Annotated in this window: 13 protein-coding genes; 1 reads left to right on the forward strand and 12 read right to left on the reverse strand. The window is 62.5% G+C overall.

Translation table 11 applies throughout. The annotated features are described in order from the left end of the window. Positions 1-71 precede the first annotated feature (71 nt). Positions 72-2,504, reverse strand: coding sequence for a phosphoenolpyruvate synthase (ppsA, locus tag ACP7D4_RS03735; protein ID WP_426101009.1), 2,433 nt, complete (start codon positions 2,502-2,504; stop codon positions 72-74). Positions 2,505-2,679: 175 nt separating this feature from the next. On the opposite strand from ppsA, the gene ppsR reads away from it, so the two are divergent. Continuing rightward, a complete protein-coding gene (gene ppsR / locus ACP7D4_RS03740; protein WP_426101011.1) occupies positions 2,680-3,528 on the forward strand; it encodes a posphoenolpyruvate synthetase regulatory kinase/phosphorylase PpsR in 849 nt (282 codons plus the stop codon). 142 nt (positions 3,529-3,670) lie between these two features. Here the strand turns inward: ppsR and ACP7D4_RS03745 are convergent, their stop codons facing one another. The 11 genes from ACP7D4_RS03745 to ispC all read right to left on the reverse strand — a co-directional run bounded on the left by ACP7D4_RS03745 (position 3,671) and on the right by ispC (position 15,428). After that, a complete protein-coding gene (locus tag ACP7D4_RS03745; RefSeq protein ID WP_426207824.1) occupies positions 3,671-4,870 on the reverse strand; it encodes an EAL domain-containing response regulator in 1,200 nt (399 codons plus the stop codon). Positions 4,871-4,922: 52 nt separating this feature from the next. Beyond that, entirely contained in the window at positions 4,923-5,708 is a 786-nt protein-coding gene (locus ACP7D4_RS03750; protein WP_426101015.1) for a TrmH family RNA methyltransferase, read from the reverse strand. Further along, complete coding sequence (rnhB, locus tag ACP7D4_RS03755; protein ID WP_426101017.1) at positions 5,705-6,400, reverse strand: ribonuclease HII; 696 nt, start codon at positions 6,398-6,400, stop codon at positions 5,705-5,707. The genes ACP7D4_RS03750 and rnhB overlap by 4 nt, the downstream gene beginning before the upstream one ends. Beyond that, positions 6,397-7,560 (reverse strand): lipid-A-disaccharide synthase, encoded by a 1,164-nt coding sequence (lpxB, locus tag ACP7D4_RS03760; protein ID WP_426101018.1) that lies wholly within the window; start codon positions 7,558-7,560, stop codon positions 6,397-6,399. The genes rnhB and lpxB overlap by 4 nt, the downstream gene beginning before the upstream one ends. After that, positions 7,544-8,332 (reverse strand): acyl-ACP--UDP-N-acetylglucosamine O-acyltransferase, encoded by a 789-nt coding sequence (gene lpxA, locus ACP7D4_RS03765; RefSeq protein ID WP_426101020.1) that lies wholly within the window; start codon positions 8,330-8,332, stop codon positions 7,544-7,546. The genes lpxB and lpxA overlap by 17 nt, the downstream gene beginning before the upstream one ends. Continuing rightward, positions 8,332-8,847 (reverse strand): 3-hydroxyacyl-ACP dehydratase FabZ, encoded by a 516-nt coding sequence (gene fabZ, locus ACP7D4_RS03770; protein ID WP_426101022.1) that lies wholly within the window; start codon positions 8,845-8,847, stop codon positions 8,332-8,334. Before fabZ ends, lpxA begins: the two co-directional genes overlap by 1 nt. Then, positions 8,837-9,895, reverse strand: coding sequence for a UDP-3-O-(3-hydroxymyristoyl)glucosamine N-acyltransferase (gene lpxD / locus ACP7D4_RS03775; protein ID WP_426101024.1), 1,059 nt, complete (start codon positions 9,893-9,895; stop codon positions 8,837-8,839). Before lpxD ends, fabZ begins: the two co-directional genes overlap by 11 nt. Before the next feature lie 52 nt (positions 9,896-9,947). Continuing rightward, entirely contained in the window at positions 9,948-10,463 is a 516-nt protein-coding gene (locus ACP7D4_RS03780; RefSeq protein WP_426101026.1) for an OmpH family outer membrane protein, read from the reverse strand. Between the two features lie 50 nt (positions 10,464-10,513). Continuing rightward, on the reverse strand, positions 10,514-12,847 hold the full coding sequence (gene bamA, locus ACP7D4_RS03785) for an outer membrane protein assembly factor BamA (protein WP_426207825.1): 2,334 nt from the start codon (positions 12,845-12,847) through the stop codon (positions 10,514-10,516). A 65-nt stretch (positions 12,848-12,912) separates the two neighbouring features. Next, positions 12,913-14,250 carry an RIP metalloprotease RseP gene (gene rseP, locus ACP7D4_RS03790; RefSeq protein WP_426207826.1) on the reverse strand — a complete coding sequence of 446 codons (1,338 nt, stop codon included), beginning with the start codon at positions 14,248-14,250 and terminating at the stop codon, positions 12,913-12,915. Further along, complete coding sequence (gene ispC / locus ACP7D4_RS03795; protein ID WP_426207827.1) at positions 14,247-15,428, reverse strand: 1-deoxy-D-xylulose-5-phosphate reductoisomerase; 1,182 nt, start codon at positions 15,426-15,428, stop codon at positions 14,247-14,249. Before ispC ends, rseP begins: the two co-directional genes overlap by 4 nt. Positions 15,429-15,433 lie beyond the last annotated feature (5 nt).

Consider the following 15,433-nt stretch of genomic DNA (forward strand, 5'->3'; position numbering starts at 1 on the left):
GACTCATGGCGGAATGCGCGCTTTGCGCTTTTCTGCGGGGGCGCCGAGCCCCTACGGGAGCAGTCTCTCTTTTAGATCGCGGCCAGTTTTTGCCAGGTATCGATCACCGAATCGGGATTCAACGACATCGATTCGATCCCTTCGGCCATCAGCCACGCTGCAAAGTCAGGATGGTCCGACGGCCCCTGACCGCAAATGCCGATGTACTTGCCCTGCTCGCGGCAAGCCTTGATCGCCATCGACAGCAGCGCCTTGACGGCCGGATCGCGCTCGTCAAAGTCAGCGGCCAGCAGCGCCATGCCCGAATCGCGGTCCAGGCCCAGCGTCAGCTGCGTGAGGTCGTTCGAGCCGATCGAAAAACCATCAAAGAACTGCAAGAACTCATTGGCCAGAATCGCGTTCGACGGCACTTCGCACATCATGATCAGACGCAGGCCGTTTTCGCCGCGCTTCAAGCCATTTTTGGCCAGCAGGTTGACCACCTTCTCGGCCTGGCCCAGCGTGCGCACGAACGGCACCATGATCTCGACGTTGGTCAGACCCATGTCGTTGCGCACGCGCTTCATGGCCGTGCACTCCATTTCGAACGACTCGGCAAAGTCGGCCGACAGGTAGCGCGCCGCACCACGGAAACCGAGCATCGGATTTTCTTCGTCCGGCTCGTAGCGCGAACCGCCAATCAGCTTTTTGTATTCGTTGGACTTGAAGTCCGACAGGCGCACGATGACAGGCTTGGGCCAGAAGGCCGCTGCGATGGTGGCAATGCCTTCGGCCAGCTTGTCGATATAAAACGCCTTCGGCGACGCATGCCCGCGCGCGACCGATTCGACCGCTTTCTTCAAGTCCGCGTCGATGTTCGGATACTCGAGAATCGCCTTTGGATGCACCCCGATGTTGTTGTTGATGATGAACTCAAGGCGGGCCAGGCCCACGCCGCCGTTCGGGATCGACTGGAAGTCGAACGCCAATTGCGGGTTCCCGACATTCATCATGATCTTGGTGGCGATCGGCGGCAGTTCGCCGCGCGCCGTTTCCGAAATTTCCGTTTCCAGCAGACCGTCGTAGATCATGCCCTCGTCGCCTTCGGCGCAGGACACCGTCACCAGCATGCCGTCTTTCAGGGTTTCGGTGGCGTCGCCGCAACCGACCACCGCCGGCACGCCCAGTTCGCGCGCGATGATCGCCGCGTGGCAGGTACGCCCGCCACGGTTGGTGACGATCGCCGAAGCGCGCTTCATGACCGGTTCCCAGTTAGGGTCGGTCATGTCGGCTACCAGCACGTCGCCCGGCTGCACGCGTTCCATTTCGGACGGGTCGTGAATCACGCGCACGCGCCCGGCGCCGATCTTCTGGCCGATCGCGCGGCCGTGGGCCAGCACCGTGCCGGTGCCCTTGAGCTTGAAGCGGATCTGCGCGTCGCTCGCCTTTTGCTGCGACTTGACCGTCTCCGGACGCGCCTGCAGGATGTACAGCTTGCCGTCGCGGCCATCCTTGCCCCACTCAATGTCCATCGGACGGCCATAGTGGTTTTCAATGATGACGGCGTACTTGGCCAGTTCGACCACTTCGGCGTCGGTGAGCGAATAGCGGTTGCGCATCTCGATCGGCACGTCGACGGTTTTCACCGAACGGCCGGCTTTCGCCTCATTCGTAAATTCCATCTTCAGCAGCTTGGAGCCGATATTGCGGCGAATGACAGGCGACTTGCCCTGTTCGAGCATCGGCTTGTGCACGTAAAATTCGTCGGGGTTGACTGCGCCCTGCACTACCGTCTCGCCCAGGCCGTAGCTGGAGGTGACAAAGACCACGTCCTTGAAGCCGGACTCGGTGTCGATGGTGAACATCACGCCGGCCGCGCCAAGGTCGGAACGGACCATGCGCTGCACGCCGGCCGACAAGGCCACTTCGGCGTGGGTAAAGCCCTTGTGCACGCGGTACGAAATGGCGCGGTCGTTGTACAGCGAGGCAAATACGTGCTTCATGGCTTCGAGCACGTTGTCGATGCCGACCACGTTCAGGAACGACTCCTGCTGGCCCGCAAACGAGGCGTCCGGCAAGTCTTCGGCGGTGGCCGACGAGCGCACCGCGAACGACATTTCGGTCTCGGAATCGGCGACCAGGCGCGCGTAAAAGGTGCGAATTTCCTGTTCCAGCTTGTCCTGGAACGGCGTCTCGACGATCCAGCGGCGGATGTCGGCGCCGGCGGCGGCCAGCGAACGCACGTCGTCAATGTCCAGGCCTTCAAGGCGCTTGGCGATGCGATCGGCCAGCGACGCGCCGCCGTCCACCGCGTGGGTCAGAAAATCGCGGAAGGCTTCGGCCGTGGTGGCAAAGCCGCCCGGCACGCGCACGCCGGCGGCGGCCAGCTGGCTGATCATTTCGCCGAGCGACGCATTCTTGCCGCCCACGGACTCCACATCGGTCATCCGGAGCGACTCGAAAGGCGCGACGTAGACGCCCGTGCGATCCGGCTCCTTGTATGCTGCAGTAGACAAACTTGTCATGATAAACACCCTTACTATTGATAGAAATCTTTGCGCGAGGCTGGCTGACTCTTCTTGTTATTCTTTGTATGGTGCAGCACAATTGCGTACGTTAAAGAGCATTTTACAGCCTGTGCCGGGAATTTACACGGCACAACCTTGAATCATTGGCAGCATTGAAACACACCGGACACATATGACTTCAGAAGTACGCGCTCCCCTTCCCACGTCGGCCCGCACGGTGTTTTTTGTCTCGGACGGCACCGGCATCACCGCCGAGACCTTCGGGCACGCCGTGCTGACCCAGTTCGACCTGCGCTTTCGCCAGGTGCGCCTGCCGTTCATCGACACGCTCGACAAGGCGTATGACGCGGCGCGCCGGATCAACGACACCTTCGCCATCGACAACCAGGCGCCGATCGTCTTTTCGACGCTGGTGAAACCCGAGCTGTCGGACGTAATCCGCAAATGCAAGGGCATGCACATGGACTTGATCCAGACGTTTGTTGCCCCTCTGGAGCAGGAACTGGGCGTCAAGTCGACGCACACGATTGGCCGTTCGCACAACATTGTCGACAGCGAGGAGTACAAGAACCGGATCGAGGCGATCAACTTCTCGCTCGCACACGATGATGGGCAGTCGCACAAGAATTTGTCGGCGGCTGATGTGATTTTGGTGGGCGTGTCGCGCTCGGGCAAGACGCCGACCAGCCTGTACCTGGCGATGCAGTACGGGATCAAGGCGGCCAACTATCCGCTCATTCCCGACGATTTCGAGCGCGGCAAGCTGCCCTCGTCGCTGCCGCCGTTCAGGGCCAAGATTTTCGGGCTGAGCATCACGCCGGAGCGGCTGTCGGAAATTCGCCATGAGCGGCGCGCGGGCAGCAAGTATGCGTCGCTGGAGAACTGCCGCTACGAGGTCAACGAAGCGGAGCTGATGATGAAGCGCGAAGGCATCCGGTGGCTGTCGTCGACCACCAAATCGATCGAGGAAATCGCCACCACGATCCTGCAAGAGATCAAGCCGGACCGGCGCGAATACTAGCGGCCAACACCCGTTGTGGGGAGAGTACATCGCACTGCCACGGGCCGTAGGGCGGAAAAGGGCGTGCCCGCATTCCGCCATGCGTTTCGACGGCGCTTGTCGGAATGCGCCTGCGCTTTTCCGACCTACTCCGTAGGCAAGGCTAATCAAAAAACTGTGTCCACTCCTCCAGCCACGCGGGAAACGCCTCGGCCTTCATCGGCCGCGCGATATGGTAGCCCTGCGCATACGTGCACCCCAGCCCCTGCAAAAAGTCCCAGTCCTGGCGCGTCTCCACCCCCACCGCGCACGATTCACGGTCCAGGCTTTTGGCCAGCGCCAGGCAGGAACTGAGCACCGTGCCCAGCCCCCGCTTGCGCGAGGCGCCATCGACAAAACTGCGGTCGATCTTGAGCTCGGTGAACGGCACGCGCGCCAGCAACTGCAAATTGGAGCGCCCGGTGCCGTAATCGTCAATCGCCAGCCCGTAGCCGATCATGCGCAGCCTGACCAGTCGCTCCAAAAAGCTGGGGTCATTGGTCAGCACCGACGATTCAGGCATCTCGAACGTCAGGTACCTGGGCGCGACCTGGTGCCGCTCCACGCAGGCGCTGATCTGCTGCATGAAGGCGGGATGGGCCAGCGTTTCGGGCGCAACGTTGATCGACACTTCCACGGTCAAGCCCTGGTCATGCAGCTCGCGACAGCGTTCGACCGATTTTTCGATCATCCACCAGTCGAGAAAGTCGATCCGGTTATTTTCTTCCAGCGCGTCGATGAAGGAACTCGGCCCCAGCACTCCATGGTCGGGATGCACCCAGCGCGCAAACACTTCCAGCCCCTTGACGTGCCCCGTTTCAAGCGCGATCTTGGGTTGGAAATACGGCTCGAACTGGCGCTCCTGCAAGCCCAGGCCGACCTGCGCGAACGTGAAAATGGGCACCGGCGCGCGCTGCGACGGCGCCGGCGGCGGCACGTAATGCCCGATCAACTCTTGCAGCGCGGCGCCGTTGACCGGCTTGGCAAGCGTGCCGAGCAGCTCAAGCCCGTAAGCCTGGGCCATGGTTTCAATGGAAAACAGCAGCATGCTCTCGAGCTGGCCGATGATGATCACGCGCGCGCGGCAATTCATGGCCGCCAGATGGCGAATCAGCTCCAGGCCGTCCATGCCGGCCAGTCCCAAGTCGACAATGGCGATGCTGACCGGCGGCGCATAAGTGTCATGGAAACACTTGAGGGCGGAGTTGCCGTCTGACACTTCCGTGATCTGCGTCGCCCCCAGCGTGGCCAGCATGTCGCATAGCGACTTGCGCGCCCGGGTTTCGCCTTCCGCCACCAAAAAATGCAAATGCGCGATATCCATCTTCACTCCAGGAAAGACACACCTTCGAGCGTACCAGATATGATCAGAACGTCTACATCTGTTTTTGGCGCAACTGTTCAAAAAAGCAGACCGCCGCGCACGCGGCCACATTGAGCGATTCGATCTGGCCAAGATGAGGAATGACAAGCTGGTTGCTCGCCAATGCTAGCAGATCGTCGGCAACTCCTTGCCCCTCGTGACCAAATAACCACGCAACAGGTTGACGAAGATCAACTTCGTACAAACGTGTCTTGGCGTAACCGCTGGTGGCCAGCACCGGTACCCCCGCCGCGCCGATCAGCGCCGCCAGGTCGACATTTTCATGGATCTCGACCACGAAATGGGCGCCCATGGCAGCACGCAGCACCTTGGGCGACCAGCAAAAGGCCGTGCCCGTGCTGCAAAACACCTGGGTAATGCCGGCCGCCGCCGCGCTGCGCAAGATGGACCCGACGTTGCCGGGGTCTTGCAGGTTGTCGAGCAAGACGGCCGAGCCTTCCAGCGCGGCCGGCAGCGCCAGGACGGGCGTGTCGATCAGGAACATCAGCCCGACGCCGTGCTCGACTTGGCTAAGGGTGTTGTACAGCGCGTCGGGCATGACGGTGCAATGCGCGTGCGCCGCTTCGCACTGGCGCACGATGGCCTCGACTTCCGGATTGGCCAGTGCGCTGTCGGCAATCAGGCAGTGGCGCGGCGCGCCGCGCATGGCCAGGTAGGACTGGCACAGGTGCACGCCGTCAAGCAGCGTCTGGCCGGCCTTGCGGCGCGCCTGCGAGCTGCCCGCCAGGTGCTTGAGCTCTTTATAAAACGGATTGTCGCGCGAGGAGACCGGTTTCATGCCGCTTCCTCCAGGTCGCCGAAGTCGAACGCCATCGACGCGCCCAGGTAGGCGTCGCCCGGCGCCACCGGCAGCACCGCGCGCACCGGCGCGAACGAGCGCCGGTGCACGGGGCAGGCGCCGTGTTCGCGCAGGCGTTGCAGGTGCAGCGCCGTGCCGTAGCCCTTGTGCTGGTCGAAGCCGTATTCGGGGTATAGCGCGTGCAGGGCCACCAGGGCAGCGTCGCGCGCCGTCTTGGCCAGGATCGAGGCGGCCGAAATGGCGTGCACCTTGTCGTCCCCTTCGACGATGGGAAAACAGCGGATCAGCATCGCCGGGCTGCGGTTGCCGTCGATCAGGGCGATGGTGGGCACCGTCGCCAGCGCCTCGACCGCGCGCCGCATCGCCAGCATGGTCGCCTGCAAGATGTTGATGCTGTCGATTTCCTCATGCGAGCATTCGGCAATCGCCCACGCCAGCGCATGCTGCTTGATCAGCGGCGCCAGTTCGCCGCGCCGCTCGGCGCTCAGTTTTTTGGAGTCGCGCAGCCCGTCGATGGGGCGCCCGGGATGCAGGATCACGGCGGCCGCAAAAACCGGCCCGGCCAGGGGGCCGCGCCCCGCTTCGTCAACACCGCAGACCACATCGTCCGGCGTGAACGGATACGCGTTTTTCTTTAGCCCGGGATAAAAATTGATCTTCTTCTTGGTCATGGTCTCGACTCGGTGATGACGCGCAGGACCGCCGCCGCGCTCTCGTGGGCGCTGTTGCGCAGCAGGCTATGGTGCATGGCCGTGAAGCGCTGCACCAGGCTGGCGCGATTCGGCGCGTCGTTCAGCTGGTGCCACAGCGCGTCGGCCAGCGCCTGCGGGGTGGCGGCGCCTTGCAGGAATTCAGGCACCACGAATTCGCGCGCCAGGATGTTGGGCAGGCCAATCCACGGCTGGTAGCCCATGTGCTTGATGATCTGCCATTCCAGCGCCATGACCTTGTAGGCGATCACCATCGGCTTTTTGAACAGCGCCACTTCCAGCGTGGCCGTGCCGGACGCCACCAGCACCGCGTCCGCCGCTGCAATGGCATCGTGCGACTGGCCGTCGATCAGGTCAATCTTGACGTCTTGCAGGCCGGCCTGCTTGACCAGGTCCGTGAAATAGGCGCGCTGGCGATCGCCCGCCATCGGCACCACGAAGCGCAAATCAGGGTCGCGCTGCACGAGCAGCTTGACCGTTTGCACGTAGGGCGCGGCCAGGTATTTGAGTTCGCCCATGCGGCTGCCCGGCATTACGGTGACAACCCGTACGTCGGCCGGCAGGCCAAGCCTGGCGCGCGCGCCGGCCTGGTCTGGCTGCAGGGGAATGACTTCAGCGAGCGGATGGCCGATGTACGTGACCGGCACCCCGGCCTTGCGGTAGATCTCTTCCTCGAACGGAAAAATCACCAGCATGTGCGAGACCGACTTGATGATTTTCTTGATGCGCCCGCCGCGCCAGGCCCAGATTTGCGGGCTCACAAAATGCACGGTCGGGATGCCGGCGGCGCGCAGTTGCTCCTCTAACCCGAGGTTGAACCCGGGATAGTCGGCGCCAATGAACACGGCAGGCCGATCGGCCAGCAGGCGGTCACGCAGCGTGTTCTGAATGCGTTTGAGCTCGCGGTACTTGGGAATGACGGCCAGCAGGCCGCGGATCGACAGCTTGTCCATCGGGACGTCCGACACAAAGCCTTGTTCGGCCATGCGCGGCCCGCCGATGCCATGAAAGCGCGCTTCCGGCAAGTGCGCTCGCAGGCCGACCAGCAGGCGCGCGGCGAGCAAGTCGCCCGACACTTCACCGGCGACCACGGCCACCGAAATGTCAGCGGACGATGCCACGGGTGGCGACACCTAAAAAGTCCAGCATGGCGCCCACATCGGCGGCGCCTTCGCCGCCCTCTTGCTGCTGCACCGCCAGCGCGGCGCGGGCTTCTTCGAGCGTGAGGCCGTTGCGGTAGATGCTCTTGTAGGCGGCGCGGATGGCGTCGATTTGCGCGCGGGTGAAGCCGCGCCGCTTGATGCCTTCAATATTCACGCCGCGCGCGCCGGCCGGGTTGCCCGAGACGAGCACGAACGGCGGCACATCCTGTGTCAGGCTGGTGTACATGCCGATAAAGGCATGCGCGCCGATCTTGCAGAACTGGTGCACGCCGGCGTAGCCCGACAAAATGGCCCAGTCGCCCACTTCCACGTGCCCGGCCAGCTGCGCATTGTTCGAGAAAATCGTGTTGCTGCCAACCTGGCAGTCATGCGCCAGGTGGACGTAGGCCGAAATCCAGTTGTCGTTACCCAGGCGCGTGACACCCTGGTCTTGCGCGGTGCCGGTATTGAAGGTGCAAAATTCGCGCACCGTATTGCGGTCGCCCACTTCCAGCCGGGTCGGCTCGCCGTTCCATTTTTTATCCTGGGGCGCCGCGCCAATCGACGAGAACTGGAAGAACTTGTTGTCCCTGCCGATCGTCGTATGGCCTTCGATGACCACGTGCGGCCCGACCACGGTCCCGGCGCCGATCGAGACATGCGCGCCGACGATGGTGAAAGCGCCGATTTCAACGCTCGAGTCGAGCTGCGCCTGCGGATCGACGATCGCGGTGGGGTGGATCTTTGCCATCACGCCCCCGCTGGCTGGCTCGCGTCGACCGTGCTGCGGATGGTGCACATCAAGTCAGCTTCGAGCGCGATGGCGCCGTCGACCGAACCGACGGCCGAATACTTCCAGATGCCGCGCGAGGTGCGCACGATCTTGACATCCATCTTGAGCTGGTCGCCGGGGCCCACCGGGCGCTTGAAGCGCGCATTGTCGATGCCGACAAAATACACGACCGAATTCTCGTCGGGCGAGACGCCCATGGTCAAAAACGACAGCAGCGCGGCCGTTTGGGCCAGCGCTTCAATCATCAACACGCCCGGCATGACCGGCTTGTGCGGGAAGTGGCCGTTGAAAAACTCTTCGTTGGCCGTCACGTTCTTGATCGCCGTGATCGACTGGTTCGCTTCCCAGGTCAGCACGCGGTCCACCAGCAGCATCGGGTAGCGATGCGGCAGCAGCGCCTTGATCTGGCAGATGTCGAGGGTTTTGCTGTTGTTGCCGTTGTTGGTGGCGTTGCTGGTGTCGTTAGTTGTCATTTTTTTGTTCTGTCAGTGTCTTGAGAGTTTTTTCCAGCGTGCGGATCTTGTCCCGCATGGCCGCCAGATTGCGAACGATAGCCGCACTTTTTTCCCACTCGGCGTTTTTCGCCAGTGGATAAAATCCTGTGTACTGCCCCGCTTCGAGGATCGAGCGCGAGACCATGCTGCCCGACGAAATATGCACATGGTCGGCGATCGTCAGGTGCCCGAGCACCATCGCCGCGCCGCCAAAGGTGCAGTACTTGCCGATCTTGGCGCTGCCGGCCACGCCCACGCAGCCGGCCATTGCCGTATGCGCGCCGATCACGCAGTTGTGGCCGATCTGGATCTGGTTGTCGAGCTTGACGCCGTCTTCGAGGATGGTGTCGGCCAGCGCGCCCCGGTCGACCGTGGTGTTGGCGCCGATATCGACGTCGTCGCCGATCATCACGCGCCCGGTCTGCGGGATCTTGATGTAGACGCCGCCCTCGTTGGCAAAGCCGAAGCCGTCGGTACCGATCACCGCGCCCGAGTGGATGATGCCGCGCGCGCCGATCTGGCAGCGCGCGTGGAACGTTACGTTGGCAAACAGGTGCGTGCCTTCGCCAATGACGGCGCCGCGCCCGATAAAGCAGCCGGCGTCGATCACGGCGCCCTCGCCTATCTGCGCGCCGTCTTCGATCGTCACGTGCGGCCCGACGTGGGCGCTGGCAGCAACCACGGCAAGCGGCGCCACGCTGGCCGAAGGGGCGACGCCGGCCAGCGGAACAAACGCGTCCAGCGCGGCAAAATACTGCGCCGCGCGGGCAAAATACGCATAGGGATTGTTGGTGACGATGCGCGCGCCTTGAAACGTCGCGCCCACGACTTCGTCGTCCGCGCTCGACAAAATGAGCGCTGCGGCGCCGCTTAGCGCGGCCTGGGCGCGCATTTTGCTATTGCTCAGAAAGCTGAGGTGCGAGGCGCCGGCTTCCGACAGCGGCGCAATTGCGCTCACTTGCGTATTCGGATCGCCCGCCAGCTGACCGCCCAAGCGGTCGACCAATTCACCTAGTCGAGTGCCCATGCTGGTCTTTCGTGTGGTGGTAAAAATGATGACGGCACCTGCCGGTGCAGCTTTACTTGTCCAGCAGCTTGATCACCTTGTCGGTCAGGTCGATGCGGGAACTGACCCAGATCGATTCCTGCAAAATGATGTCGAGCTTTTCCTGTTCGGCGATCTGTTCGAGCAGCTTGTACGCCTTGGCCGCAATGCTGGCCCGCTCTTCGCTCTTGCGCTGGATGAGGTCTTCGCGGAACTCGCGCTGGGTGCGCTGCACGTCCTTGTCCATGTCGATCAGCTCGCGCGCGCGGCGCGTGCGCTCGGGCTCGGCCAGGCTGGCCGCCTCGCCGTCGAACTTGTCGGACATGGTCTTGAAGCGGGCGATCGTATCCTGGATCGCTTTCTGGCGCTTGGAGAACTCCGCTTCGATCTTGGCGTCTGCCGCCTTGGCCAGCTTCGATTCGGTCATCAGGCGCTCGGTATAAACGAAACCGATCCTGCTCGGCGCGTTTTGCGCATGCGCCAGCGAGCATGCGCACAGGGCCAGCAGCGCAAGCTGCTTGGGCCACGAGGCAGTCAAGGTTTTTAACATAGTTCTCCGCTTTTCTCTCGTCAAACGATCGTACCGATCAAAGGTCCAAATTAGAAGCCGGTGCCCATCTGGAACTGGAAGCGCTCGACGCGGTCGCCCGGTTTTGCATTCAAGGGCTTAGCATAACTCAACTTGAGTGGTCCCACCGGGGAAATCCAGGACACGCCCAGGCCGGTCGAAAAACGCAGCTCGTTGGCGCGGATGCGCTGGCCTTCCTGGTAGACCTGGCCGCCGTCGAGGAAACCGAACCAGCGCAAGCTCTTGTCGGGTCCGCCGCCCGGGAATGGCAGTTGCAATTCGGCATTGCCGATCACGCGGGTAGCGCCGCCCAGGGCGTCGTTGCGGGCGTCAACCACGCCGAGCGAGGAACTGAGGTAGCCGCGCACCGAACCGATACCACCGCCGTAAAAGTTCTTGAAAATCGGATACGGATTGCCGCGCAAGCCATGGCCGTAATCGATTTCGCCCTTGAGCGCCAGTGTCACCAGGCGCGACAGCGGACGATACCACTGCTGCTCGTAGACGGCGCGATAGTATTTGATGTCGCCCAGTATGTCCACTTCAAGATTGGCGCGCTGGTAGCGGCCGAACGATGGCGTCACGGCACTGTCGCGGCTGTCGCGCGACCAGGCCGCCGTCAGCGGAATGGCATTGGTGTTGGCCCGGCCGACACCGCTCGGGTCGCCCGTCACCTGCGTCACATATTGCAGGAAGCGCACCGGGCTGTCGCTGTCGGTGATGATGGTGGTGCGTTCCAGACCCGCGCCGAAAAAGACGATATCGTTCTCGGAGAACGGTACGCCATAGTTCAGGCGGCCGCCATTTTGCTTGACCCTGTAGCTGCCGATATTGAGCGCAGGCGGCTTGCTGCTGCGGCTGAACAGCTCGAACGATTGCTGAATGCCGTCGTCGGTAAAATACGGATTGGTCTGCGACAGCGCGATGGTGCGGCTGTACTTGCTGGTATTGATTTCAAAGCCGACCGTGTTGCCGCTGCCGGCGAAGTTGGCCTGCTGGATGCCCGCGTTGAAGGCAAACTTTTCCGCCTGCGAAAAGGTGCCGCCCAGCGTGACGTTACCGGTTGGCTTTTCAACGACCGTCAGGTTGACGTCGACCTGGTCGGACGTGCCGGCCGCTTCAGGCGTGTCGATCGTGACGTCCTTGAAGTAGCCAAGGCGGTCGACGCGGTCGCGTGAGAGCTTGATCTTGTTGCCGTCGTACCAGGAACCCTCGAACTGGCGGAATTCGCGGCGGATGACTTCATCGCGCGTGACGTTGTTGCCGGCGATGTTCATGTGGCGCACGTAGGCGCGCTTGCCCGGGTCGATCATGAAGGTGAACGTTACTTCGCGCTTGTCGCGGTCGATCTCGGGGTTGGCGTTGACGTTCGCAAAGGCGTAGCCGAAGGTGCCCATCCGGTCCGAAATGCGCTTGTTGCTCTCGGTAAGCAGTTCGCCTGAATAAATGCTGCCCTTGCGCAGCAGGATCAGCGACTTGAGCTCGTCCTCGCGCCCGAACATTTCGCCTTCGAGCTTGATGCCGGCAACCTTGTACTGCTCGCCTTCGCTGATGTTGATCGTCAGGTAAATGTCTTTTTTGTCCGGCGTGATGGCGACCTGGGTCGACTCCACGTTCGCTTCAAGGTAGCCGCGGTTCAGGTAAAACGACTTGATCGCTTCAATGTCGCCGGTCAGCTTGGTCTTGGAGTACTGGTCGGCCTTGGTGTACCAGCTGAACCAGCCCTTGGTATTTAATTGAAGCAACTGACGCAATTCTTTGTCAGAAAACTTCTTGTTGCCCACGATGCTGATCTGGCGGATGCGGGCCATCTCGCCCTCGTCCACATTGAACATGACGGTGACGCGGTTGCGCTCGATCGGCGTGACGGTAGTCGTGATCTTCACGCCGTACAGGCCGTGCGACAGGTACTGGCGCTTGAGCTCTTGCTCGGCGCGGTCGACCGAGGACTTGTCAAACGTCTTGGTGTCGCCAACGCCAATTTCCTTGAGCGCCTTGATCAACACGTCTTTTTCAAATTCCTTGGTGCCGGTGAAGTCGACCGTCGAAATGGCGGGACGCTCTTCAACGAAGACAATCAGCACGCCGTTTTCTTCTTCCAGGCGCACATCCTTGAAAAAACCCAGTGCGTACAGCGCCTTGATGGCGGCAATGCCCTTGGCGTCGTCGAAGGTCTCGCCCACGCGCACCGGCAGGTAGCTAAAGACGGTGCCCGCTTCGATGCGCTGGATGCCTTCGACGCGGATGTCCTTGACAACGAAGGGATTGACTGCAAGCGCTTGGCCTGCGCACAGGGCCAGGACGGCGGCGCAGACTAGGCTGCGGCGAAAGAAAGGGGCGGCATGACGTTCAGTTTGTAATTTCATTGGCTAAATCAATGGTCAATCATGTGGACTACATACATATGGGTTCGACAGAGGCGAAGTGCGTGCTACAGGTGCCGCATCGCGTCGTTGAAGAGGGCCAGCGACATTAACATCACCAGCATGACCACGCCCGCACGCTGCGCAAAATCGATAAAGCGCTCCGGCAAGGGGCGGCCGGTCAAAACTTCCAGCGAATAATACAGCAAATGGCCACCATCCAGAACTGGAATTGGTAACAGATTCATCACCCCAAGGCTGATGCTGATGAAGGCAATGAAGCCGATAAATTCGATTGGTCCGAGGCTCAGCGTCTTGCCGGCATACTCGGCGATCGTCACGGGACCGGTGATATTTTTCAGCGATGCCTTGCCGGTGATGATCTTGCCGAGCATTTTGAGCGTCAGCGCGCTCGTCTCCCAGGTCTTGCGCGCAGCCTTGCCAACGGCTGTTATCGGGCCGACCGCGACCGTCACCGTTTCCGGCTGCGACGACAGGGCCGCCTTGATCTGGAACTGCTTGCTGGCCGGATCTTGTACCGGCGTGACCGTGACCGATACCGGCGCGCCGCCGCGCACCACATCCATGATGATCGGCGCACCTTGCGAGGCGCGCACCATCTCGACCACGTCCTGCGAGTCGCGCGCGCTCTTGCCGCCGATGGCGGCGATGACGTCGCCTTCGCGCAGGCCGGCGCTGCTGGCCGGGCCGTCGGCCAGCTTGCCCAGCACCGCTTGCGAGTGGTGCGGGACCAGGCCCAGCGCGCCCAAAAAGTCGCCTTCCACATTCAGGCCGGCGACGGTGGCGACCGGCACGCTGGCCGTGTAGCGCGCCCCACCCGGCTGGGCCAGATCCAGGCGCAAGGCGCTCTTGTCCATCACCACGCGCATGATTTCCCAGCGCAGATCGGTCCAGCCGGCGACCGGCGCGCCGTTGACCGCCAATACCTGGTCGCCGCCGCGCACGCCGGCCTGGAACACGGCCGCCGTTTCGGGCATGAAGCGCAGGCGGGTCGACATGTCAGGCATGCCGTGCATGAACAGACCGGCAAAGATGGCGATGGCCAAAATAAAGTTGAACACCGGCCCCGCAGCGACAATGGCGATGCGGCGCCAGACGCTCTTGCCGGTAAATTCGCGCTGCGCGTCTTCAGGCGTTTTGGCGGCCGTTTCCGGGTCGCGGTTGTCGAGCATCTTGACGTAGCCGCCGATGGGCAAGAGGGAAATGGCCCACTCGGTTCCGTCGCGGCCAAAACGGCGCGACCAGACGATTTTGCCCATGCCGACTGAAAAGCGCAGCACCTTCACCCCGCACAGGCGCGCCACCAGATAGTGGCCAAGTTCGTGGAAAATGATCAAAGGCCCGATGGAGAGCAAAAACGCGAACAGGTAGAAAAGCTGGGTCATCTTGCAATCGCCTTTACGATGGCATGCGCGGCCGCGCGCGCGCGCGCGTCTTGCGCCATGACGGCATCGATGCTGCCGGCCGGGCCATGGTCGTTTTCGTGCATCACGCGTGCAATCACCCGGTCGATGTCGCGAAAACCGATGCGCGTATCCAGGAAGGCTTGCACCGCCACCTCGTTGGCGGCGTTCAGCAGCGCCGGGGCGGTGCCGCCGGCGGCCAAAGCCTCGAAGGCGAGCGCCAGGCAGGGAAAGCGGGCAAAATCAGGTTTTTCAAACTGCAGCGTGCCAACTGCGGTCAGGTCGAGCTGCGCCACTCCCGATGCAATCCGGTCCGGGAACGCGAGCGCGTGGGCGATCGGGGTGCGCATGTCCGGGTTGCCCAGTTCGGCAATCACGGAGCCGTCGACATACGACACCATCGAATGGATCACGCTTTGCGGATGGATCACGACTTCGATCAGCGCGGCGGGCGCGCCGAACAGCCAATGCGCCTCGATCACTTCCAGGCCCTTGTTCATCATCGTAGCCGAGTCGACCGAGATCTTGCGGCCCATTTCCCAGTTCGGGTGTTTGCAGGCTTCGTCGGGCGTGACGTGTTCCAGCGTTTCCACGGCGCGCTTGAGGAACGGGCCGCCGGAAGCGGTCAGCACGATTTTGGCAACGCCGGCCGCCGCCGGCGAGCGCTGGTAGGACTGGGGCAGCGACTGAAAAATCGCATTGTGCTCGCTGTCGATCGGCAGCAGCGTGGCGCCGTTGTCGTGCACCGCGTCCATGAACAGCTGGCCGGACATGACCAGCGCTTCCTTGTTCGCCAGCAGAATTTTTTTGCCGGCCAGCGCGGCGGCCAGCGCGGGCGCAAGACCTGCGGCGCCAACGATGGCGGCCATCACGGTGTCAACCTGGGTGCTGGACGCAATCGCGCACAGCGCTCGTTCGCCATAGTCCACTTCCGTGCGCACGCCGGCAGCGGCCAGCAACTGCGTGAGGCGCTGCGCCGCTTGGGCGCTGCCAACGACCGCGCGCGCGGGACGAAACTGCACGCACTGGGCGGCCAGTTGCTCGACCCGGCTATGGGCCGAGAGCGCATACACCTGGTATTTATCGGGATGGCGCGCCAGCACGTCCAGCGTGGACACGCCGATCGAGCCGGTCGCGCCAAGTATCGTAATGCGTTGCATATCGC

It is taken from the genome of Massilia sp. TWP1-3-3 (assembly GCF_049897805.1).
In the GTDB taxonomy this organism is placed as follows: domain Bacteria; phylum Pseudomonadota; class Gammaproteobacteria; order Burkholderiales; family Burkholderiaceae_D; genus Telluria_A.